Raw genomic sequence first — 21913 nt, 5'->3', positions numbered from 1 at the left:
TCAAGACCCTCGCAACTCACGTACGCCCCTACCTATCCGCCGGCGCAGCAACGTTCGCAAGGTGTGGCCGTCCGCGTACCCGACCTGCTCGGCAATGCGATCGACGGTGAGCTTGCTCGTCTTGAGAAGATGGACAGCGCGCTCGATCCGCAGATCCTGAATGTACTCGACGGGCGTTTTACCGAGCACCGCGTTCAGACGTCTCGTCAACGTCCGCGTGGTGGTCGCCAATGCATCGGCGACAACGTCCAGCGAGATTGCCGCGTCGAGGTGTTCACGCACCCAACGGTCGAAACGCTCGACGAGCGGATCCGAATGGGAAAGGTGATCGGAGATCGCATAGGCGGACTGCGACAGCCGCGTATCGAATACGAGGTACTTGGCCACAAGCGCCGCAAGCTCAGGACTGTTGTTGCGGATCAGCCAGAGTGCGAGGTCGAGGTGGCTAAGGGCCGCCCCTGCCGTCAGCGCGCCGCCACTGGGAACGACAATTCGATGCGCATCCAGGTGCACGTGCGGGTAGCGCTGCCGGAACAGCGGTGAGAGCCACCAAGTGGTCGTGGCTTCGCCACCGTCGAGCAAGCCGCTTTCAGCCAGCACGAACGTACCCGTACAGGCAGCTGCAACGCGGGCGCCGCCACTTCGCCACGAGCGCAGAGCGCCTAGCGCATCGACCACATCGTCCCGGCCGAGCGCGGGCACAAGCGCCTCGGCCGTCATGCGGTTGAGCGCGGGTAAGACGACCCAGTCCGGCGCAGGCGCATCGCTCATGTCGTGGACGGGCACTTGCATGCCAAGCGCGGTACGCACTTGAGGCCGCATGCCCACCACAGTGATGTCGAAGCCCGTTGTGGCTATCCCCGTCGTGGACGCAAGGCCGTTGGCCATCGTCAAGCTATCGAGCACGGTGGTGAGGCCCGTATCGAACACCCCCTCGAGCGCGAGGACGAAAATTCGCATGGCAGTATTGGTACCAAAATTGTCGATTTAGACAGTATTCCCCAGCGCACTCTGTTTGTACAGTGTCGCTCACCGCAGAGCCCCTCACGCGGACACTGGAGAACGAAGATGATCAAGCAGGCCTTATTTGTCCGGCTTGAGGCCAAGCCGGGAAAGGAACAGGCGGTAGCGGACTTCCTTGCCGTCGGCCTTGTAATGGCAGCCCAGGAGGCGACCACGCCGATCTGGTTTGCCCTCAAGCTGTCGCCCACGACGTTCGGCATCTTCGACGCCTTTGCGAGTGACGAAGATCGTCAGACCCACCTAACCGGCAGTATCGCCAACGCTTTGATGGCGCACGCCGACGAGATGCTGGCGAGCCCCCCGTCGATCGAGTCGATCGACGTTCTGGGCATGAAGAATCAGCTGGAGTGAGTCGTTAGTGCAGAGCACTTACTCCGGTCCCATGCAAGATGGTTGCTGCAACCGTGGCACCCCGATTCAATTGTGTTCATTTTGATGGAGTAACTCGTGTCGATTCATTACAAACTAAGTGTTTTGTTCGCTGCCCTTGCATTTTCGAGTGCGTCTTTTGCGCAAACGCCTGACGTCAAACCGGAACGGATTCGTGGCGATATCGTGTCGTTCAAAGGCGAAATTCTGACCGTGCACCGGAACAGCGGTGACACGGTGTCGGTCGATGTCAAGTCGGACGTCGGGGTGTCGGCTTTCAAGCCCGCCAAGCTTTCCGACGCCAAAGTCGGTTCCTATGTGGGGACGCCGGCGATCACGGGCAGCGATGGGAAATTGACAGCCACTTCGATGATCGTTTTTCCTGAAGCGGCACGCGGTACGGCCGAAGGGCATTTCGCTTATGACTTCGGTCCCCAAAGCACGATGACGAATGCAAACGTGGTGTCGGTTGTCACCGGCACCACCGGCCGTGAACTGAATCTGTCATACAAGGGCGGCAGCAGCACGGTGACGGTGCCGGAAAACGTGCCCGTCGTGACGCCGGTTCCGGCAAGCAAGACGGATCTAATGGCGGGGAAGAAGGTGTTCATCGTGGTGACACCGGGTGCGAGCGGCGTTTATGACGCGCACGTGCTGTTCGTCGAAAAGGATGGTCTGGTGCCGCAGTTCTAACGCATGATGTCGGCCCGCTGTGGCCGCTCATGGAGGTGATCTACCCCATTCGCAGCAAGCGCGGGCGTGTTGGGGATCGTGGGCGACTACGGCGGCGACTACAAGCCGCTTCATCCCGTCGACATTGCGATCTTTCTTTTCCATTCATTCAATAATCCTAACCGACTATTGCGTGATTTTTGTTAATTCAAGGATTCACCATGCGTTTTCCCGCGTTACGATCTGTAGCGGCGCAAGCCGCGGCTACGCTGTGCCTGCTTACCACTGCTGCTCCGCCTGCTTTTGCCGCGCCTGTGAAGAACATCGTGGTGGTACACGGTGCATTCGCCGATGCCGCAGGCTGGCGTCCCGTCTACAACATTCTGACTAAGGATGGCTACCACGTGACGCTGGTGCAACAACCCCTGACGTCGTTCAACGACGACGTGACTGCCACGAAACGCGTGCTCACGAGCCTCGACGGTCCGTGCGTACTCGTCGGCCACAGCTATGCTGGCGCGATCATCAGTGAAGCCGGGAACGACGATCATGTGAAGTCGCTGGTCTACATCACCGCTCATGCGCTCGACGCTGGTGAAACCATGGCGGATAACGGCAAGAAGTTTCCGGGCGGCCCCGTATCCATCGTGGGAAGTTCGGATAATTTTGTTCATCTGAAACCGGCCGACTATCCGTCCCAGTTCGCACCCGACCTGCCTCGTGCGCAGGCCGAGTTCGAAGCGAATGCACAGATACCGCTTGCGGCGTCCGAGTTCTCGGCACAGGTTTCCGATCCGGCATGGAAGACAAAGCCGAGCTGGTACATGGTCGCGAAGGCCGACAAGATAATCAGTCCGGACCTCCAGCGCATGTATGCAGCGCGCGCTCACGCAAAAACGGTCGAGATCAATGGCGCAAGCCACGCGGTGTTTGAATCCCATCCGCGGGAAGTCGCTGCACTGATCGAACAGGCGGCACAGCAGTCTGACCAGTAAGCGATTGTTCTTCCGAGCAAGCTGCCGGTTTGACGTTTCCGACAATAGGTAACCTCATCAATCACGAGGCCGCTTTGAGCCACGTAGCGATTCAACCCGCCTGGGTCCGCATCACACACTGGATTAACGCGCTCGCTGTCGTACTGATGGTGATGAGCGGCTGGCAGGTCTACGACGCCTCGCCGATCTTTCCAGCGTTGCGGTTCCCTTCCGTCATCACATTGGGCGGCTGGCTCGGAGGCGCGCTGCTGTGGCACTTTGCAGTCATGTGGCTGCTGGTGGCGAATTTCGTGGTCTATATCGGGCTGAACTTTGCTACCGGACGTCTGCGCCGCAAGCTGCTGCCGATCAGCTTCAAGTCACTTGCAACCGATCTCGTCGCCGCGCGGCGTGGCACACTCGGGCATGAGGACCTCACACGCTACAACGCGGTACAGAAATTCGCCTATCTGACCGTCATCGTCGATATCGTCGTTGTGATCCTGTCGGGACTGGCGATATGGAAATCGGTGCAGTTCCCGCTGCTGCGCACGCTGATGGGCGGCTACGACAACGCGCGCGTCGTGCATTTTTTTGCAATGAGCGTGCTGGTTGGATTCTTCGTCGTGCACGTCGTCATGGTCGCACTGGTGCCGCGCTCGCTGCTTCTGATGATTCGCGGACGGTAAGCATGACTTTTCGAAAAAGGACTCAGGAGCCCGATACGTTTCTCTCATCTCACGCTGAATCCATCATCAAGGATGCGCGCCGCGAGCTGAAAAATCCGGCGCGCCGGCTGCTTGGCAAGCAAGTCCTCACGCTCGGCGGCGTAGCGATGCTGTCGGGCTGCGATTTGTCCAACGACAAGTCGGTGAACACCATGCTGCGCAGAATGTCATCGTTCAACGACCACGTGCAAGCCCTGCTGTTCAATCCGAACGAGATGGCACCGACCTATCCGGAGTCGATGATCACGCGGCCGTTTCCGTTCAACGCGTTCTACGGTGTCGACGATGTGCCCGAAGTCGACGCCGCTAGCTACCGGCTCCAGGTGAGAGGCCTCGCGAATGGCAAACGTGTCTGGACGCTCGACGAACTGCGCGCAATGCCGCAGGAAAGGCAGATCACGCGTCATATCTGCATCGAAGGATGGAGTGCGATCGGCCGATGGGGAGGCGTGCGCTTCTCCGATTTCCTGAAGCGTGCGGACGCGGACACCACGGCGAAGTACGTGTCGCTGCACTGTGCGGACAACTACTGGACCAGTATTGACATGCCCACTGCACTGCATGCACAGACGCTGCTTACGCTGACCTACGACGGCCAGGTGTTGCCACCGAAATACGGCTTCCCAATGAAGCTGCGCATGCCCACCAAGCTCGGCTACAAGAATCCGAAGCATATCGTGGCAATCAGCGTGACGAACGAATACCCCGGTGGTTACTGGGAGAACCAGGGCTACAACTGGTTCGGTGGCTCCTGAACCACGCCAGCTCGCCGGTTGCGTCGTTGACTCTCTTGAAGGCATCGAGTCGACAACCTTCTGATAGATATATTTATAAATCAATGAGTTCAATGGGCGAGAAACAACCGCACGTCTCGCTCGGCACTTATCCCGCCTTTTCCGCTCAATGCCGCATCAAGGACCAGAATAGCAGCGCCAGCAACAGCACCGCGACCAACTGCCAGAACAGCACCGGATCGCTCTCGAGCAAGGGCTTGCGCCGAACCGGCGCCATCGCGTCTCGACCGCTCGAAAAACGTTCGAGATCAGCGCAGACTTCGAGCACGTCCTGATATCTGCGCGCCGGATCGGGCTGCAGCGCTTTCTCCAGCACCAGGTCGAGCCATTGCGGCGCGTCGAGCCGATACTGATAGAGCGGCACGCGGCCATTAAAGCCGTAGGGCAGCTTGCCGCCGCTGAACAGCCGGTACAGGGTCACGCCATACGCGAACACCTCGGAGCGCGCATCGCCTTGCTCGCCTTTCATCAATTCAGGCGCCATATAAGCGGGCGAACCGGGTGCTGCGTCGGGGCCCGGCAACTGCATGCCAGGCATATAACCGAAACCGAGATCGAGCAGGCGTGTGCTGTCGCCCCGCATCACCAGCACGTTCTCGGGTTTGATATCACGATGGAAGATATTGCGGCGATTCAACGCATCGATCGAACGACCCAGCTGTCGCGCGATCTCGAGCGCACGCGGTAGCGCCATAGGCTGCGGTGCCGCCAGCAGTTTTTCGAGCGTAACGCCTGCGCCGAGCGGCATTACCACATAGAGCCGGGTCTGCCGGTCGGCATCGACCGGCATCGGCATGAGCACACCATCGTCGCCGATCTTGCCGGCCAGCCAGCGCTCGCGCACGATCGACTGACGCACGTTCTCGTCCTCCGAGACACGCGGCTTGGGAAACTTGAGCGCCAGCGGCGTGTTCGGATCGGCCAGATCGTAGCCGGAGAAGATCCGCGAATAGAAGCCATCGCTCAACACACTCTTGAGCAGATATCCATCGACAACATGGCCGGCGTCGGGCACCGCCGGAATTGGCAAGGCGCCGACCACCCGCTCCAGATAACCGATATCGACCAAAGGCAGGCTGCCCACGTCGATCACCGCACTCGTCACGTCGTCCTGCGAGCCCCGCGTCACCGCCAGCGCGTCGAGCCGGCGTGCAATTTCAAGCGCACCTCCGCGCGCCGCCAACACCGTCTGCAACTCGCGCATCGGCACGCGGCGATAGAGCCCGTCAGAACACATCAGCAGGCGGTCGCCCTCGTGCAGCTCAAGGGTTTCGATGCGAGTCACCAGCGTCGGATGCATGCCGACCGCATGCGCCACATAAGAACCGAAGGCGACCGGCATCACGTCGTCTTCGCCGAGCTGGGTCAGTTGGCCATCACGCAGCAGATAGAGCCGCACGTCGCCGGCTGCCACCAGATACGCGGTAGCGCGGCGCACGATCAGCGCCGCAAAGGACGCGGCCATCTGCTTCAGTGCGGGATCGACGCGGCCGATCTGATGCAGCCAGCCGTGTATTGCCTCGAGCGCACGCGCAGCGGCCACGCCGGGCTGCAAGGTGTCGGGGAGTCCGTAATAGGCATCGATAAAGGTCCGCACCGAGAGTTCGGCCGCAACCCGCCCGCCTTTGCTGCCGCTCACGCCATCGGCCAGGGCGATCACACTGCCACGCGCGGCGCGCGCCGCCAGATCGCCGAGCATCACGCCGACGTAGTCTTCGTTGATGTGATCCTGCCCACGCACGCGTGCAGGACAAGAGACACAACCGATCTCGAGGGCGGCGCACTCGCCGCGCTCCGGCCGCAACTGCAGGTCGATTTCCTGGCCGCCCATTCCGCGACGGCTAGGGGGCCTTCCCTCTGGATCGTCTGGCATCCGGACCGTGTCGGGTACGGGCAAGCTATCCAGGGAGAAGGGTTCAGTCATTTACTTTTTGCCATGGGTCATCACGTCGCTTGTTTCCAGATCATGCTCGATCTTCTCGAGCACCTGCGGCGAGCGCTTCTTGAGCATCAACAACCAGATTGTTCCAACCAGCATATACGCAACGAACAGATAAGGCAGGATGTTATACGGATAATCCGGCACCGGATACACGCTGCCTATCACCGCACCGACCATGGCCAGTGCGCCGAGCACGCCCCACACCACGTTGATCGTCTTGAGCTCGCCCTGCTTCTTCAGGTAGATCGGCGCCGCGATCGCGACCAGGAAATACGTGACCAGGAAGCCGAAGGTCGCGAACGTGCTGGTATAGCCGAAGGTGTTGAGCGGACCCGTGCCGAGCATCGCAATGCACACCACGAAGGTCACGATCGAGGAAAACGCGACGGCCAGGTACGGCGTCCGGTGCGTGCGGTGCACCATACCCATCGAGCGATGCACGAACTGGTAGCGGCCCATCGAATACAGCAGGCGGCTGGAAGAGTTGATGCAGGCAAGCACGCACGAGAACGCGCTGACCGAGGCAATGAGATAAAACACCGGGCCGAGCGGCGAGGCGCCGACGCTCGTGAGCAAGGTGCTGAGCACAGCCGAATCGGCGCCGAGCTTGGCTGCGTCGTCGTGGTAGGCGATCGTCATCGAATAGGCCACGAACATGAAGAACAGGCCCGACAGGATCACGCTCCAGACCACCGCACGCGGAATCACGCGCAGCGGATTCTTGGTTTCCTGGCCGAGGGAGGCCGCGCTTTCGAAACCCACGTACGAGAAGATGCCGAGCACCATGCCCTGCGCCATGCCCTTGCCGCTCACGCCCTGCAGCCCCAGCTGCGTATGGTCGACGATATGGTCCGGATGCAGCGCGAGCACATAGATCAGCACACCACCCACGATCACCACCGAAGCGGCTTCGATCGCCAGCGACAGGCGCGAGGAGAGTTTTACGTCACGTGCCGAGAAGAACCAGGCCAAGCCGACAAAGATCGTGTAGACCGCCCACGACGGGATATTGATGCCCCAGGCCGAAAAAGCGTTCTGCACGAACATCACGCCTGCGGCGCCAACCCCCATCGCTGTGCCCACGTAGGCCGCGATCAAGCCCCAGCCGGCAATGCCGCCGGCCATCGGCCCGAGCGCGCGCGAGATATAGATAAAGAACGAACCAGCCGATGCGATCCGGCTCGAGAGCGCAATAATGCTCATGCTCACCAGCAGCAGCCCGAGCGTCGAAAGACCATAAATCAACCAGGTCCCCGCGCCGGCCAGCGCCGCGATCGCGGTCACGTTGATCGACGGCGTGAAGGTCGGAGAAACGTTCGCGATGGATTGGCCGATCACCTCGGCAAAACCTAAAGTACCGGAACGCAGGCCGCCGGATGATGCCGGCGCTGCTTGCGTGCTGCTTTGCGGAGTGCTTTGCTGCGTGCTCATGTTGGGCTCCTTATGGATTGGTGAATCAAAGTTGAATGCGCCCAGGTTCCTCGCCACTCCCTGCAACAACATCCATCGTGGTTTAAAAACTACCCGCAACGCATGTGACCAAGCTATGCAGCACGCTTCTGAACCCGGTTGCAGCGCACTTCAAGCTCGTCTTCAATCAAGCGGGAATTTTATTGACAAGCAATAAAGTTTCCCCAAGTGAAACCATTTGCGCGCGACCCGCCAGCAGCAATCTGGCGACACGCTTCACTTTCCAGGGTGAGATACCGCACGGCCCTGAGCGTCTGATCAAGACGCTCATTCGATTCCTGTCGATCCTGTTGTATCCGGAGTCGAGTGCTGACTGATCTCTCGCTGTTTCCGGTTACGACCAACGGGTAAGCCAAGGCAACGTTTGTGCCATGTTCATGCCGGGAATCAAAAATTCCTTTCAATAAACGCTTTGCGCGCAGCGAGCCTTTGTCGGAATTCAGGCTGAAGGGCTCATTGGCTTGACTGCGGTGCACGTCTTCATTGAGGCTGGTGCGACTGTGCACAAGAACGGGGTGTGAGCTTATGCAGCGTTAAAAGCAACGCTTATAGGACCGCGCTTGACACTTGCCATTAAAGTAGTTTCAAGCGGTCGATGGATCTCTAAACCGAGCTAGACAATCCTGACAAAATCATTACTGTTAATTTCATCCAGCCAAAACAAGTGCGATAGTTCGATAAGCCATCCTATCAAAATCAGCTTCTTCGATTATTTCCGATGCTTACACCAGAGCCGAACTCAGGATTCCCTTACAGCATTTTCATCAAGCCCCTACAACTCGACGCTTGCACCGGTGATTTAGACCTTTCATAGTTGACATCTTGCCCGGTTCAGGGCGAAGGCCTGACGCTGCAAGGCACAGACTGTGCGGTTGATCCACTCATGACACGATCGAACCTGGTGAGCAATGGCGGCGGAACAAAGCTTGATGTCTGAACTCATCGATGAGCAAGCCGATTCGCCGCGCTCGCATCCTGTAAACCGGGGTACGCGCCTGCTTCCCGCAGCCGTTGCGCTCCTGTCGATGCTCGTCTTTGTCGTTGCCGCGCCGTTCGCGAAAATGCCGCTGCCTCAAGTGCCCGCATTTATCCCGGTATATGAGTCGGCGCTCATCCTTAACGATCTGATCACCTCTGTCCTTCTGTTCGGCCAGTGCGTGATCGCGCGTTCGCGGGCACTCGGCGCCTTGGCAAGCGGCTATCTGTACACATCGGCGATCGCTCTTCTCCACATGTTGAGTTTTCCGGGGTTATTCTCGCCAACAGGACTCTTGAATGCGGGACCGCAAAGCACGGCCTGGATATACATGTTCTGGCACGCCGGGTTTCCGCTCTTCGTCATCGCCTATGCGCTGCTCAAAGACAAGAAACAGAGCAGGACGATGGGCAACACCGTCGGATCAGGCGGGCTGGTGTTCGTCGTCGGCACTGTGCTTTGCCTCGCAGCGGGGATGGTTGGCCTCGCCACAGCGGGAGAACGCCTGCTGCCTGAAATCATACTGAACAACCACTACACGCCGACTATGCGATGGGTGGCGGGATCAACCTGGGGATTCTGTCTCCTCGCCTTTGCAGTGCTGTACCGGCAACGATGGCGATCGACGATCGATCTGTGGCTCATGGTCGTGTTGTGCGTCTGGATTTGTGACGTTGCACTGAGTGCCGTGTTCAACGGAGGGCGCTACGATCTCGGGTTCTATATCGGACGTTTCTACGGCATGTGCGCAGCCAGCTTCGTCCTTCTGTTGCTGCTGGTCGAAAATACTTTTCTTCATTCGCGACTTGCTGCAGCACTTGACGAGCTGAAACGGCTCGCCACGACAGATCCGCTGACGGGTGTCGCCAATCGTCGCGCCTTTGACGCCGCGCTGACAGCGCACTGGCAACGCGGCGTCAAAGACCGATCGACGCTGTCATTGCTGATGATCGACATTGACTTCTTCAAACGTTTCAACGACCGCTACGGCCACGTCGAAGGCGACCGGTGCCTCGTGCTCGTTGCCGAATGCCTCGCGCGGACGGTGCGGCGCGGAAGCGATCTGGTTGCACGCTACGGTGGCGAAGAGTTCGTGGCTCTGCTGCCGGAAACCGACGCGGAGTCGGCAGTTCACGTCGGCCAACGAATGTGCGATGCGGTGGCCGCACTTGCGATTCCCAATGCCGGTTCGCCACCCATGCCCAGCGTCACAATCAGTGTCGGCGTCGCCAGCCGGATCATCGAAACCGGCGTTGAGATGACGGATCTGACAAAGGCTGCCGATCACGCACTCTATCTGGCAAAGGCTGCGGGGCGCGGCCGGGTCGAAGAAGCGGTTTTGACCGCCTAGTCAAGCTGAGCCGGGTCGGCATGCTCAAGAGCGGCAAGCGACATGATACGTTCCTCCGAGGCGTCATCGAAACTGATTTCCCCCGCTAGACGGCCCGCACGCATGACGAGAATGCGGTCCGAGATCGTCAGCACCTCCGGCAAGTCACTCGATATCACCAGAATGGCAAGGCCATCGCGGGCAAGCTCGCGCATGAGCGCATAGATCTCGGCTTTCGTTCCGACATCCACGCCACGCGTCGGTTCATCGACGATAAGCACGCGCGGCTTCGAAGCAAGCCATTTCGCAAGAACCACCTTCTGCTGATTGCCGCCACTCAGCAGGCCGACCAGTTGCTCGACCGTCGGCGTCTTGATCTGGAACCGCTCTACATAGCCTTCGATCATTCGGGATTCCTCGCCCGGCCTGATGAAGCCCGCGTTCGAAATCCGGCCGAGACCCAGCGCCGCGAGGGACAGGTTGCTGCCAACCGCCATCCCGAGTACAAGACCCTGGTCTTTGCGGTCTTCGGGGACCAGTCCGATCCCCAGCTTCATGGCGTCGCGCGGCTTCGCGACGTTGACGGGCTTGCCCTCCATCTCAATGGTTCCAGCCGTTGGCGGCGGCGCACCGAAGATGCCCATCGCGACCTCGGAGCGGCCGGCGCCGACCAGCCCCGCCAGACCAACGATCTCGCCGCGTCGCAACGAGAAGGAGACGTCCTGGTAGCGTTTGCCGTCGCTTAGGCCCTGCACCGATAGAACAATCGGTTGCTCCGTGTTCTCGGGCCGGATACGCCGCACTTCGGCAAGATCACGGCCCACCATCAGGCGCACCACCTCTTCAGGCGACGTGTCGGCGAGCCGGGTGGTACGGACATGCTTGCCGTCGCGCAATACGGTAACGGCATCGCAGTTGTCGAACACCTCGCGCATGCGATGCGAGATGTAGAGGATCGTTACGCCTCGAGCCCTCAGGTCATGGACCACCTTGAACAGCGTCAAGGAGTCGGCCTCCGACAGACTGGATGTGGGTTCGTCCAGAATGAGCAGGCGCGGTTCGTGTATCAGCGCTTTGCAGATCTCGATAAGCTGCTGCTGCGCGATTGTCAGGTCTCCGAGCCGCGTGTCGGGATCCAGCGCGATGCCCAAGCGCTCCATGGCCGCCCTGGCCTTCGCAATCAAAGCCCCGCGGTCGACCAGCACTCGCGCCATGCGTGGCTCCGCGCCAAGGAAAATATTCTCGGCAACGGTCATGTTCGGCGCAAGCATCAGCTCCTGGAAAACGATCGAAATACCTTGGCGGGCAGCGTCCTTCGTGCCGGAGAGCTTTAGTTCCAGGCCGTCGAACACCAGTCGTCCCGACGTCGGCGGATGGGCGCCTGCAATCACCTGCATCAGGGTCGACTTGCCGGCGCCGTTCTCACCCATGACCGCATGCACGGTCCCAGCCTCTACCGCAAAGGACACGTCCTGCAATGCCTTTACGCCCGGATAGCTCTTTGAAATATGTTCGACGCTCAACAGCACGGTCATGGCGGCACTCATTAGCGCTAAAAGAGGCGGGACGGCCAGCGCGCTGAGGCCATCCCGCGCAGTTCATTACTTCCCAGCCGTAAACTTGTCGACGTTCGATGAATCCACAATGTCCACGCCTGTGTCTGTGACCGGCGGCACCTTTTCGCCCTTGGTCAGTTTCTCCAGTTGCTCGACCGAGTCCGAGCCCATTCTTGTCGGCCGCTGACCGACAAGCGTGGTCGCATAACCTTCCTTCAAGAGCTTGATCTGTGTCGGCAAGGTATCGAACGACACAACTACGAACTTACCTGCCTTGAGATCCGCCACCTTGTTTTTCAGCGCTCGCGTATAAGCTTCCGGTGCGAACATCGGCCAGCCTCCGGCGAAGAAAATGCCGTCGATATTCGGATTCTTGGCAAGAATGTCCTGGATCAACTGCACAGCCGTACTGGAATCGTCATTGCAAGGGAAAGGAGAACCGGATACTTCCTTGAAGTTACCGCCGAGCTTCGACTTGAAGCCCTTGATGCGGTCGTTGAGGTTCGCCGCCGACAACCCGCCGGTGATCACGGCGTAGTTCCCGCCATTCGGCAGCGCCTTGGCGAACGCCTCGCCTGCCGACATGCCGCCCCCTTCATTATTGGTGCCGATAAAGGCAACACGTTTCGATTTCGGTGCGTCTGAGTCGAAGGTAACGACCGGAATGTTCTTGGCCATCGCCGCGCTGATCACACCGCTGATCGAATCAGGATTGTTCGGTGCAATAGCGATCCCCGCGACCTTCCTCGTGATCAGGTCGCGCACAATGCGAGCCTGTTCAGCGTCGTCGAGCTGGGCAGGTCCAGTGAAGAGGCATTCCGCACCGATCTTGGCCGCCTCTTCCTTGCAGCCTTTTTCGGCATCGGCGTAGAACGGTACGCCGAGCGCTTTCGGCACCACGGCGAAGACCTTTTTATCGGCGGCCTGGGTTTGTCCTGCGATCCCAAGCCCTAAAACAGCGGCGGCTACGGCGCCGAGCAATATGCGTGTCATTGTTTCCTCCAAAGGGTTGTTATGGGTAAATCACTCACCGGCGTCGCCAGACGCCCTTTCTGAGCTGGTCGATAAAGACGGCAAAGACGATGACAGAACCGACGAAGACTCCTTGCCAGTAGGCGTCGGTTCCAAGCAGGATGAGTCCGTTACGAAGCACTTCGAGGATCACGGTGCCGACGAAGACGCCGATCACGGTGCCCTCGCCGCCGCTGAGGGCGGTGCCGCCAATGACCGCTGCCGCGATGACGCTGAGCTCCTTGCCCAAGCCCTGGTTGGAAATCGCGGAGGACAGGTAGCTAACCTCAATGATGCCGGCGAGACCGGCCAGCACCGACGACATCACATAGACGCTGATCTTCAGCCGGTCGACATCGAGGCCGGTCAGCATGGCGGCCCGCTCGTTGCCGCCGACCGCGTACAGCTGGCGGCCATAGACGCTGCGTTTGAGCACAACGCCGGCAATAATCGACAGGACCACGAAGATCACGAACGGAGTAGGCAGGCCCAGGACATCGCCGCCGCCAAGCGCGAAGAACGCATCGCCGTCCGGCCGGAAACCGTCAATGGCCTTGCCGCGGGTGATGATCAGAGCGAGCGCACGCGCGATGCTCATGGTCGCGAGCGTCGGCACGAAGGGCAGCATGCGCAGCTTGGTCACGCAAAAGCCGTTGAACAGGCCCACGGACGCCGCGATCAGGAGCGTGAGCACGCACGCCGGAACGACGCCCAGGCCTGCGTGCATCATGGCGGCCGAGGCGACGGCAGCCAGGCCCCAGACACTGCCGACCGACAGGTCGATCCCCCCGGTGATCATGACCGCAGCCTGGCCCAGGACGACAATCCCGACGAACGCGAGGTTGCGCGTGTCGTTGAGGAGGTTATCGATGCTCGCGAAGTTGGGCGCGAAGATCGACAGTGCTAGGATCATGATCAGGAGCGCGCCGATGATGCCTGTCTCCCGTGATCGCAGGAGACGTGCGCCGAGCCCAGCCCGGCGCTTCACGCTTGTTGTTGCCTCAGTGGGCTTGTGCATCTCGTATGCGCCTCGTATGCCTCGTGTGCCAATGTCGCCAGGAGGTCCAGTCGCAGGACTCTCCTTGCTTCACGCTCCATGCGGGTATGGAAGTCCTAGAACTTCTCCTTGCCGTACAGCGACTTCGCATTGGCCTGGTCGATGCGTTGCGTGGGCACCAGGATATTGCGGGGAACTTCGGTTGCGCAGTCGATCAGGATTTTCTTGGCGAGTTCAAGTGCCTGGGCGGCGCCGGTCGGGTAAGTAAACGTTGCGGCCCATTGGCCGTCCGCGACCGCTCGTATGCCGCCGGACGGTCCCGGCAGGCCATCCGTGCCGATGATCTTCACCTGGTCAGCTTTCCCGGCCTGCTTGGCCGCGATGTACGCGCCTGCCGCAGCAAGATCATTGCTGGTATAGACAAGCTTGATGTCCGGGTGGGCTTGCAGCATGGTGGAAAATACGGTCACCGCCTGGTCTTCCATCCAGTCGACTGGCTGCACAGCCACGAGCTTGATTTTGGGATTGCTGGCGATACCTTCCTTGAATCCTTCAAGACGTTCGATGGCAGGCGACGAACTCGGCAAACCCTCGAGAATGGCCGCCTCGCCTCCGTTGGGCAGCAGCGTCTTGGCGGCCCACTCGCCCGCTTCCCTGGCGATCGCCCGGTTATCGCCACCCACGAAGGCCGTGTAATTGTCTCCACTCGTCTTGCGATCAAGTTCGATCACCGGAACGCCCGCCTTGTAAGCAGCCGATACGGAGGGTGTGAGCGGCGCGGCCTCGAAGGGTGAAATCATCAGCAGGTCGACGCGTTGCGTCATGAAATTCTCGACCTGCGACACCTGCGTGTTCACGGTCGCCTGTCCGTCGGCGATGACCAGCTTGAATTTCGGATAATTCTTCACGAGGCGTTCGAGCTCGTGGTTGACGTGCTCGCGGTACGGCTCCTTGAAGTTCGCCTGGCTGAAGCCGATGACGTAATCGTTGTTGGGCCCGCATTCCTTGGCAAGCGGCTTGCCGGCAGCCCACGCACCAGACGCGAGAGCGGCGCTGGCAACTAGCAAAGTGGTTTGTAGAACTACTTTCATGTGTTCGTCCCCTAGTAGATTTGACATGCGCCTGACCAACTCCGACTCCAATTCCCACCGCCGCCGGGAGCCACACCCAACGATTCACCGCGCAGAGACGCCACGCCCGACTACATAGGTTTGCAGCGCTGCGGCGATCACGATGATCGCGCCCGTCGCAAGCAGTTGCATGGCGGCGCTGACGTCGTTGAGCTGCAGGATATTGGCGAGCGCCCCCAGCATCACAGCGCCTGCGATCGTGCCGATCATGGAGCCGGCTCCTCCGAACAGGTCGGTGCCGCCGATCACGACAGCCGCTATGGCGGTGAGTTCATATCCCGCGCCGTCATTGGGGCTGCCGAACGAGAACTGCCCGGCGTGAACGATACCGGCGATCGCGGCTACGAAGCCCGTTAGTGCGTAGACCGAAATTTTGATCGTGCTAACCGGAATGCCTGATAGGCGCGCCGCCTTCTCGTTTCCGCCGACGGCGACAACGTAGCGTCCATAACGCGTGTTATTGAGCAGAAAGGCTGCCACCACCGCGAGAACGAGGAACACCAGGGTCGCGACCGGGAAGACGCCGCCGATCCGTTCGCCGAGAACCCCGAAAGCCGGCGGTGCATTTCCAGGCCCTGTGCCGTAGTTGATGTTGATGAAGGCATTGTTGGAGGCGATCAATGACAGGCCGCGCGCCACCTGAAGTCCTGCGAGTGTGACGATGAAGGCCTGAATCCGGAACTTGGTAGAGATCACACCCTGGATGGCGCCGAATATCACGCCCGTCGCGACCACCAGCGACAAGGTGCTCCAGAGACCCCAACCCTCATTGACCAGCAGTGTTGCAGTCAGCACGGAGCAGAGGCCGAGCACGGCCCCGACCGAAAGATCGATGCCGGCCGCAATGATCACAAAGGTCATCCCGAGCGAAAGAATGCCGGTTTCGGAAATCGACCGGATGATATTGGCGATGTTGTCCGGCGCGAGGAACAGGATATGTCCATGCCGGCGCGGGGAAAACATGATACCCGCGCTCACCACCAGAACGAGCCCCAGCAGGCTCTGAAAGCGCACCAGATATGTCAGCAAGCCGCGGCGTGGACGAACCGCGGCCGTGGCTGTGGATGTTGGGGTTGTGCTCATGCTGCCAGGTCCTCACCTTCGCTGATCCGCCGGACCGCGTCTTCGTCGGGTCCCGGGCCAAATTCGTGGATCGTGCGGCCAGCGCGCATGACAATAATCCGGTCGCACAATCCGATAAGTTCCGGCAGTTCGGAGGACGCCACCAACACGCCAAGGCCCTTGTCTGCGAGGCCGCGCAAGCGCCGGTAGATTTCTGCCTTGGCGCCGACATCGACTCCGCGCGTCGGCTCGTCGAGCAGCAGCAAGCCCGGATCGCTCATGAGTTCCTTGGCGAAGACGACCTTCTGCTGGTTGCCGCCCGAGAGGTTGACGACCTTGGCTTCGGGACGCCGCGGGCGCACGTCGTAGTCTTCGAGGGCGCGCTTCACCTGGCGTCTCTCAAGTGCTCGTGAAACGAGACCAAAGGGCGTGACACGCTTGAGCGTCGACATGACCGCGTTCTGTGCAACCGTGTGATTGAGGATCAGCCCCGTGCCGCGCCGGTCGTCCGTTACATAGGCGATTCCTTCACGCCGCGCCGCGCGAATAGTGCCGAGTGCCGCCGGCCTGCCGTGCATTTCGACGACGCCGCGCCAACGTCCGTTCGCGCCGAAGCCATGCAGCGCCGAAAGCAATTCCGTGCGGCCGACTCCCATCAACCCTGCAAGCCCCACGATCTCGCCTTCATGCACCGTCAGTGAGACGTCGCGGGGAGCCTGCCAGCCGGCGCGCGGGATGTCCGGATCGAATGCGGCATGATCGAGCCGCAGGATAGGCGCTCCGACCTTCTCGGCTCGTGCCGGGAATAAATCGGAAAACGGGCGCCCGACAAGAAGCTGGACGAGCGTTGCTTGCGGTGCGTCAGGCGACGTGGTTCCGACCACGGCGCCATCACGCATCACCGTCACGCGATCCGCGATGCGCGTCACTTCCTCGAGCCGGTGAGAGATATAGACAATTCCAACGCCACGCCCGGAAAGCTCTTTCACCACAGTAAAGAGGTGGTCCGCCTCGACGGCCGACAAGGCCGCGGTCGGCTCGTCCATGATCAGGATGCGTGCCTTGGCCGACAAGGCTTTGGCAATGGCCACGAGCTGACGCTCGCCCATGCGCAGACTGGCGACTGGAAGACTTGCATCAAGCGATACGCCTGCACGCGCCAGCAGATTCTGGGCTTGGTTCCGCATGGCGGCGCCGGCCAGCACACCCTTGTTGGTGATCTCGTTGCCGAGGAACAGATTGGCCGCGATATCGAGACCCGGAACGAGGTCGAGTTCCTGCGGGATCATTGCGATCCCCGCGGTATGGGCGTCGCGGGGGGCAACAAAACGCATGGGGTTGCCGTCAAGCATGATGACGCCTTCGTCGGGCACGACCGCCCCCGAAAGCACACCCATCAAGGTCGATTTCCCCGCGCCGTTTTCTCCGAGCAGCACGTGCACCTCGCCGGCCTCGAGATCAAAATCCACGCCCTTCAGCGCATGCACGCCGCCGAAACGTTTCTGGATTCCTCGCAATTCGAGGAGGCGCGTGGTCATAACGCGCCAAACCCGGTTTGCCGAATGAACACGACCATCTCTTCTCCTGTCTTGATCTATTTTTCTCTTCTCTTGTTCTAGTTCGGATCAAAGCTTATTCAAAGGCAAGCGCTTGCGCAAGCGCTTGCCTTTCGTTGTTTACCCTCATATTCTGGAATATCGCTACAAAGGTAAGCTCGTGGCGCGTCATTCAGAGAACGCTTAATATCGGGCCGCGAATCGTCGAATCGTCATATCGCGGCGATTCCGTATCCACAGATCGAGAGAGGACGAGATGGCAACCATTGCTGATGTCGCACGGCTTGCAGGGGTCGCGACGTCAACCGTTTCCCACGTTCTCAATGGCACGCGGTTCGTCAGCGCTGAAACAACCAGCGCGGTTCGCGAGGCGGTACGCGCACTCGGTTACGCGCCCAACACCGTGGCGCGAGCCTTGGCACGTTCGACCACAAACACGATTGGGCTTGCCATATCGTCGACGAGAAACCGGTACTTTTCCGATGTGATCAACGCCATCGAGGAAGAGTGTTCGAAGCTGGGAATGATGGTGCTTCTTGCGAATACCCGGGACGATCCGGAGTGTGAATTCGAAATGGTTGCTGCCCTTCACCAAAGACGCGTTGACGGGATCATCATCGCGCCCTCTTGCGGTCTCAACAACAGCGCGCTGACCTACCTGCGCGAGCAGCGCATTCCTTCGGTGATGGTTGATCGTCTTCCCGATGTCGCCCTCGACGGTGTCGGTGTGGAGAACCGGCAGTCGCTTGCGGCGATGGTGGCCCACATGGTTGGCCATGGACACAAGCGGATCGGCTTCCTGGCAGGCCAGTCCAATTTCACGACTGCGCTGGAGCGAGCGGATGGCTTTCGCGACGGACTACGCGAGCATGGGCTTCCCGTCGACGAGGCGCGCATTTCCATCGGTCACACCGACCTGGCGACGGCCAGAGACGCCGCCACGCGCCTTCTTACCGCGACCGAACCTGTCACCGCGCTGATCGGAGGTAACAACCTGACGACGATCGGCATCATGCTTGCAGCGCAGGATTGCGGCATGCGGGTGCCCGCCGATCTCGCGGTAGCGGGTTTCGACGATTTCGATTGGGCCGATGCGTTCGAGCCTCGCCTCACCGCCATGGTTCAGCCCTGCCACGAGATTGGCCGGATGGCGGCGACACTGCTCAAGCGAAGAATCGATGTCGCAACCGAAAAAACCGAGACCATCCGGCTGAACCCGACCTTCGCGATCAGAAATTCCTGCGGTTGCAAATAGCGGCTCTGATGAAGGTGGGCTCGTAACAGGAAATCAACCGTTTCCCCAGCCTTGGATTGGCGATAGCTTGATCGGGCGCCGCGCTAAATATCAATCAACTATCTTGCATAAACAGGTAGCGTGTTATATGTTTTAGCTATCCACCGAGTTCGTACATGACCGAATCGATCCAGGTTCAACTGAAAAAAGGTGCGCTCGATCTGTGTGTGCTCGCCCTATTGGCACGCGGGGAGAGCTATGGCTACGAGATCGCCAGCACACTCGCCAGTGCAGTCGGCATGGGCGAAGGCACGATCTATCCGCTGATGCGTCGCATGCAAAACGACGGGCTGGTCGCCACCCGCCTGGTCGAATCGAGCAGCGGGCCTTCGCGCAAATATTATCGGCTCACGCCGATGGGCCATGACGCGCTTGAGGCGCATCGGCGTGACTGGCGGGCCTTCGTGGCCGCGGTCGATCAACTTCTCGGAGACCAGACGTGAACAGTGAAGCATTCTTGCGCACTCTGCGAGCCGGGCTCGCCGGCCTGTCAAAGCGGGAGGTCGAGGAGATCATCGCGGACTACGCAGCGCATTTTGCCGAAGCGCGCGCGTCGGGTCGCAGCGAGGCGGAGGTCGCCGACGCCCTCGGAGATCCGGCGCGGCTCGCCCGGGAGCTACGTGCCGAAACCGGCCTGCGGCGATTTGAGGCCCATCGCAGCTTTGCCAATCTCGTCACGGCCATGCTTGCGCTGGCGGGCCTCGCGGCGGTCGACATCTTCTTCCTGATGCCGCTGCTGCTCATCGTGGCAGCCGTCGCGCTCGGCATCGGCGTCGGCCTCGCGGCTCTCGGTGCTGTCGGAGCCCACATGATCTTCACCGTCGTCTTCTTTGGGCACGGTGGCTCGATCCTTGGCGCGGTGATCCGCCTCGTGGTCGGCATCGGGCTGATCGCCTGCCTTGTCGCCGGTGGCACGCTGCTGCTGCTGGGGCTCGGCGCGGGCGTGCGGATGCTCGGACGCTATGTGCGGCTGCATTATCACGTGCTCGAGCCCGATCAGGACGGGACGCGGGACCTGGGCGAGGACATTCCGACGCAGAAGTGGAACCTGACCAAAAGACTGGCATTGTTTGTAGTCGCAGGGTTGACCGTCGCCTCTCTCCTTGCGCTCGGCAATTCGCTCGCCGGATCGCATCGAGTTGGCGGTGGATCCTGGTGGCGGGATGGGGGATGGCGTTGTGGGCCGACCTGGTTCGACCGTGCGCCTGCAAGCGCGCGGATCGCAAGCGGTGTCGATGCCGCGAACCCAACCGTGACCTCCCCTGCCTCCGTTACGTTCCCATTCGAGGCGAACAACAGCATCGATATCGATCTGCCTGCCTCCGTCAGCTACCAGCCCGGCCCCAAGGCCGAAGCGACCGTGACTGGCGATCCCTCTCTTGTGAGCCATGTGCGCATTGCCGATGGCCGGCTCGGCTTCGATAGCGAGATCGACTGCGCCCCAGTCACGCATGTCTCGGTTCGGCTGACGGCCCCGTCGATCGCAGCCTGGGGAATCAGAGGCGACGGCGACCTCGTTCTTTCGGGTATCGACCAGCAGAAGCTGCAACTGCGCATCATGGGGAGCGGCCATGTCGTCGCGAGTGGGGCGGTGCAGGTTGTCGCGCTCAATGTCGCTGGCTCCGGCAAGGCGGAACTGCAAGGCCTCTCAGCCAGATCTGCGGAGATCGTGGTCCACGGCAGCGGCGAAGTGCAGGTCGCGGCGCAAGACACCGCCAACATCGTCCTCGCTGGAAGCAGTGTCGTGAAGCTGCACGGTCATCCGACGCAGGTGCATTCGGTCGTATCGGGCAGCGGCCGCATTGAGAACGTGCCCTGACGACATCGCACGCCGTGCCCTTCAAGGAGACGCAGATGACCAAGATTGTTAGCCGACGCGATTTCTTCAAACTCACTGGAGCCGCAATGATAGCGACCCAGATGCTGCCCTTTGCCGAAGCCGCCTCGTGGGCAACGAGGCCCACTGTGGGTTCCGGCTTCGCACCCGATCTCGATGCCCGCTTCGAGGCCTTTCGCACCACCACGTCTCTGCGCAACCTGCACAGCGTCGTCGTTCTGCAAGAAGGGAACATCGCCTTCGAACGCTATTTTGTAGGTCTCGATGAAACCCGGGGCCAACCGGCCGGAGAGGTCGTCTTCGGTCCCGACACGCAGCACGATCTGCGCTCTGTCACCAAGAGCCTTGTGTCGTTGCTCTACGGCATCGCGCTCGCGGACAAGCGCGTCCCGCCGACCGATCAGTTGCTCATGGCACAGTTCCCGGAATACCCGGACCTCGCCCGCGATCCGCAACGGGCAGGTCTCACGATCGCCAATGTGCTGACCATGACGCTCGGCATGCAGTGGAACGAGCGTCTTTCGTATAGAGATCCGGCCAACAGCGAAACGGCAATGGACGCTGCGCCGGATCGCTACCGCTACGTGCTCGAGCGGCCGATCGTCGCAGCACCGGGCGAGGTATGGATCTACAACGGTGGTGCCGTTGCGCTGATTGGCCGTCTCATCGAGAAGGGCACGGGGCAACCGCTCGCGGACTACGCGCGATCGGCTCTTTTCGAACCGCTTGGCATCGACAAATTCGCGTGGGCGAAAGGCACGGATGGAGAGGCGATTGCTGCATCTGGCTTGCGTCTGACACCGCGTGAGCTCGCGCGTATCGGCCAGATGGTGCTCGCGCGCGGCCAATGGGAAGGTCGTACCATCGTCCCCGCGGCCTGGCTCGAAGCGAGCTTCAGGCCTGCCGCGACAGTGCGTGACGGACAGTCATACGGCTACCTGTGGCGCGTCGGCGAAATCGCCTATCCGAGCAAGACCGGAATCCGGGGCGAGCGCTATGTGATGGGTTTGGGTAATGGCGGACAGCTGCTGGCTATCGTTCCGGCACGCGCGCTTGTGGTGGTTGTCACAGCCGGAAATTACAACGACCCGAAGGACTGGCAAGTGCCGGACGAAGTGCTGCGCCACTTTGTGTTGCCGAGCCTAAAGGCGTGACGTGCCTATCTGTTCGAGACGTGTCGACTGGCACGCAA

At 60.6% G+C, this 21913-nt stretch carries 20 protein-coding genes; 11 read left to right on the top strand and 9 right to left on the bottom strand.

The features are described from left to right. Entirely contained in the window at window positions 1-960 is a 960-nt protein-coding gene (locus tag M0D69_RS20550; RefSeq protein WP_301783787.1) for a GlxA family transcriptional regulator, read from the bottom strand. 108 nt (window positions 961-1068) lie between these two features. Here M0D69_RS20550 and M0D69_RS20545 point away from each other — a divergent pair, with 108 nt between their 5' ends. The 5 genes from M0D69_RS20545 (at window position 1069) to M0D69_RS20525 (ending at window position 4521) form a co-directional block, all read left to right on the top strand. Beyond that, complete coding sequence (locus tag M0D69_RS20545; protein WP_301783786.1) at window positions 1069-1374, top strand: putative quinol monooxygenase; 306 nt, start codon at window positions 1069-1071, stop codon at window positions 1372-1374. A 96-nt stretch (window positions 1375-1470) separates the two neighbouring features. Continuing rightward, window positions 1471-2085: a hypothetical protein gene (locus M0D69_RS20540; protein WP_301783785.1), complete on the top strand. Its 615-nt coding sequence runs from the start codon at window positions 1471-1473 to the stop codon at window positions 2083-2085. A 200-nt stretch (window positions 2086-2285) separates the two neighbouring features. Next, window positions 2286-3059: an alpha/beta fold hydrolase gene (locus M0D69_RS20535; protein ID WP_301783784.1), complete on the top strand. Its 774-nt coding sequence runs from the start codon at window positions 2286-2288 to the stop codon at window positions 3057-3059. A gap of 74 nt (window positions 3060-3133) precedes the next feature. Beyond that, window positions 3134-3727 carry a cytochrome b/b6 domain-containing protein gene (locus M0D69_RS20530; RefSeq protein ID WP_301783783.1) on the top strand — a complete coding sequence of 198 codons (594 nt, stop codon included), beginning with the start codon at window positions 3134-3136 and terminating at the stop codon, window positions 3725-3727. Between the two features lie 2 nt (window positions 3728-3729). After that, window positions 3730-4521, top strand: a complete 792-nt coding sequence (locus tag M0D69_RS20525; RefSeq protein WP_301783782.1) for a molybdopterin-dependent oxidoreductase — start codon at window positions 3730-3732, stop codon at window positions 4519-4521. Window positions 4522-4666: 145 nt separating this feature from the next. Here M0D69_RS20525 and M0D69_RS20520 read toward each other — a convergent pair whose 3' ends face one another. Together M0D69_RS20520 and M0D69_RS20515 are read right to left on the bottom strand one after the other, a co-directional pair. Continuing rightward, on the bottom strand, window positions 4667-6484 hold the full coding sequence (locus M0D69_RS20520; RefSeq protein ID WP_301783781.1) for a bifunctional protein-serine/threonine kinase/phosphatase: 1818 nt from the start codon (window positions 6482-6484) through the stop codon (window positions 4667-4669). After that, window positions 6485-7933, bottom strand: coding sequence for an APC family permease (locus M0D69_RS20515; RefSeq protein ID WP_301783780.1), 1449 nt, complete (start codon window positions 7931-7933; stop codon window positions 6485-6487). Between the two features lie 104 nt (window positions 7934-8037). Between M0D69_RS20515 and M0D69_RS20510 the strand changes: the two genes are divergently transcribed. Then, entirely contained in the window at window positions 8038-8289 is a 252-nt protein-coding gene (locus tag M0D69_RS20510) for a hypothetical protein (protein ID WP_301783779.1), read from the top strand. Between the two features lie 612 nt (window positions 8290-8901). After that, the gene (locus M0D69_RS20505; protein WP_301783778.1) at window positions 8902-10299 is read left to right on the top strand and encodes a sensor domain-containing diguanylate cyclase; all 1398 of its coding nucleotides are present in this window, start codon (window positions 8902-8904) and stop codon (window positions 10297-10299) included. Here M0D69_RS20505 and M0D69_RS20500 read toward each other — a convergent pair. The 6 genes from M0D69_RS20500 to M0D69_RS20475 all read right to left on the bottom strand — a co-directional run bounded on the left by M0D69_RS20500 (window position 10296) and on the right by M0D69_RS20475 (window position 17572). Then, on the bottom strand, window positions 10296-11813 hold the full coding sequence (locus M0D69_RS20500; protein ID WP_301783777.1) for a sugar ABC transporter ATP-binding protein: 1518 nt from the start codon (window positions 11811-11813) through the stop codon (window positions 10296-10298). The genes M0D69_RS20505 and M0D69_RS20500 overlap by 4 nt on opposite strands. A 66-nt stretch (window positions 11814-11879) precedes the next feature. Further along, window positions 11880-12827 carry a sugar-binding protein gene (locus M0D69_RS20495; protein WP_301783776.1) on the bottom strand — a complete coding sequence of 316 codons (948 nt, stop codon included), beginning with the start codon at window positions 12825-12827 and terminating at the stop codon, window positions 11880-11882. A gap of 34 nt (window positions 12828-12861) precedes the next feature. Beyond that, the gene (locus M0D69_RS20490; RefSeq protein WP_301783775.1) at window positions 12862-13863 is read right to left on the bottom strand and encodes an ABC transporter permease; all 1002 of its coding nucleotides are present in this window, start codon (window positions 13861-13863) and stop codon (window positions 12862-12864) included. Between the two features lie 95 nt (window positions 13864-13958). Then, window positions 13959-14933, bottom strand: a complete 975-nt coding sequence (locus M0D69_RS20485) for a substrate-binding domain-containing protein (RefSeq protein ID WP_301783774.1) — start codon at window positions 14931-14933, stop codon at window positions 13959-13961. A gap of 84 nt (window positions 14934-15017) precedes the next feature. After that, window positions 15018-16055, bottom strand: a complete 1038-nt coding sequence (locus tag M0D69_RS20480; protein WP_301783773.1) for an ABC transporter permease — start codon at window positions 16053-16055, stop codon at window positions 15018-15020. Next, window positions 16052-17572: a sugar ABC transporter ATP-binding protein gene (locus M0D69_RS20475; RefSeq protein WP_301783772.1), complete on the bottom strand. Its 1521-nt coding sequence runs from the start codon at window positions 17570-17572 to the stop codon at window positions 16052-16054. The genes M0D69_RS20480 and M0D69_RS20475 overlap by 4 nt, the downstream gene beginning before the upstream one ends. 274 nt (window positions 17573-17846) lie before the next feature. On the opposite strand from M0D69_RS20475, the gene M0D69_RS20470 reads away from it, so the two are divergent. From M0D69_RS20470 to M0D69_RS20455, 4 genes are all read left to right on the top strand, one after another. After that, window positions 17847-18845: a LacI family DNA-binding transcriptional regulator gene (locus M0D69_RS20470; protein WP_301783771.1), complete on the top strand. Its 999-nt coding sequence runs from the start codon at window positions 17847-17849 to the stop codon at window positions 18843-18845. Between the two features lie 167 nt (window positions 18846-19012). Continuing rightward, window positions 19013-19327 (top strand): PadR family transcriptional regulator, encoded by a 315-nt coding sequence (locus tag M0D69_RS20465; RefSeq protein WP_367619742.1) that lies wholly within the window; start codon window positions 19013-19015, stop codon window positions 19325-19327. Then, window positions 19324-20703 (top strand): DUF1700 domain-containing protein, encoded by a 1380-nt coding sequence (locus tag M0D69_RS20460; protein ID WP_301783769.1) that lies wholly within the window; start codon window positions 19324-19326, stop codon window positions 20701-20703. The genes M0D69_RS20465 and M0D69_RS20460 overlap by 4 nt, the downstream gene beginning before the upstream one ends. Window positions 20704-20738: 35 nt before the next feature. Beyond that, window positions 20739-21875: a serine hydrolase gene (locus tag M0D69_RS20455; protein ID WP_301783768.1), complete on the top strand. Its 1137-nt coding sequence runs from the start codon at window positions 20739-20741 to the stop codon at window positions 21873-21875. Window positions 21876-21913 lie beyond the last annotated feature (38 nt).

Origin of the sequence: Caballeronia sp. SEWSISQ10-4 2, assembly GCF_030464885.1 — a bacterium.
Lineage (GTDB): Bacteria > Pseudomonadota > Gammaproteobacteria > Burkholderiales > Burkholderiaceae > Caballeronia.
This window is presented reverse-complemented; position numbering and strand designations above follow the sequence as displayed.

What these genes read in the sequence shown, in the direction of transcription:
- M0D69_RS20550 (WP_301783787.1), bottom strand. Translation starts at nt 960, where the DNA reads ATGCGAATTTTCGTCCTCGCGCTCGAGGGGGTGTTCGATACGGGCCTC.
- M0D69_RS20545 (WP_301783786.1), top strand. Translation starts at nt 1,069, where the DNA reads ATGATCAAGCAGGCCTTATTTGTCCGGCTTGAGGCCAAGCCGGGAAAG.
- M0D69_RS20535 (WP_301783784.1), top strand. Translation starts at nt 2,286, where the DNA reads ATGCGTTTTCCCGCGTTACGATCTGTAGCGGCGCAAGCCGCGGCTACG.
- M0D69_RS20525 (WP_301783782.1), top strand. Translation starts at nt 3,730, where the DNA reads ATGACTTTTCGAAAAAGGACTCAGGAGCCCGATACGTTTCTCTCATCT.
- M0D69_RS20520 (WP_301783781.1), bottom strand. Translation starts at nt 6,484, where the DNA reads ATGACTGAACCCTTCTCCCTGGATAGCTTGCCCGTACCCGACACGGTC.
- M0D69_RS20515 (WP_301783780.1), bottom strand. Translation starts at nt 7,933, where the DNA reads ATGAGCACGCAGCAAAGCACTCCGCAAAGCAGCACGCAAGCAGCGCCG.
- M0D69_RS20505 (WP_301783778.1), top strand. Translation starts at nt 8,902, where the DNA reads ATGTCTGAACTCATCGATGAGCAAGCCGATTCGCCGCGCTCGCATCCT.
- M0D69_RS20500 (WP_301783777.1), bottom strand. Translation starts at nt 11,813, where the DNA reads ATGACCGTGCTGTTGAGCGTCGAACATATTTCAAAGAGCTATCCGGGC.
- M0D69_RS20495 (WP_301783776.1), bottom strand. Translation starts at nt 12,827, where the DNA reads ATGACACGCATATTGCTCGGCGCCGTAGCCGCCGCTGTTTTAGGGCTT.
- M0D69_RS20490 (WP_301783775.1), bottom strand. Translation starts at nt 13,863, where the DNA reads ATGCACAAGCCCACTGAGGCAACAACAAGCGTGAAGCGCCGGGCTGGG.
- M0D69_RS20485 (WP_301783774.1), bottom strand. Translation starts at nt 14,933, where the DNA reads ATGAAAGTAGTTCTACAAACCACTTTGCTAGTTGCCAGCGCCGCTCTC.
- M0D69_RS20480 (WP_301783773.1), bottom strand. Translation starts at nt 16,055, where the DNA reads ATGAGCACAACCCCAACATCCACAGCCACGGCCGCGGTTCGTCCACGC.
- M0D69_RS20475 (WP_301783772.1), bottom strand. Translation starts at nt 17,572, where the DNA reads ATGACCACGCGCCTCCTCGAATTGCGAGGAATCCAGAAACGTTTCGGC.
- M0D69_RS20470 (WP_301783771.1), top strand. Translation starts at nt 17,847, where the DNA reads ATGGCAACCATTGCTGATGTCGCACGGCTTGCAGGGGTCGCGACGTCA.
- M0D69_RS20455 (WP_301783768.1), top strand. Translation starts at nt 20,739, where the DNA reads ATGACCAAGATTGTTAGCCGACGCGATTTCTTCAAACTCACTGGAGCC.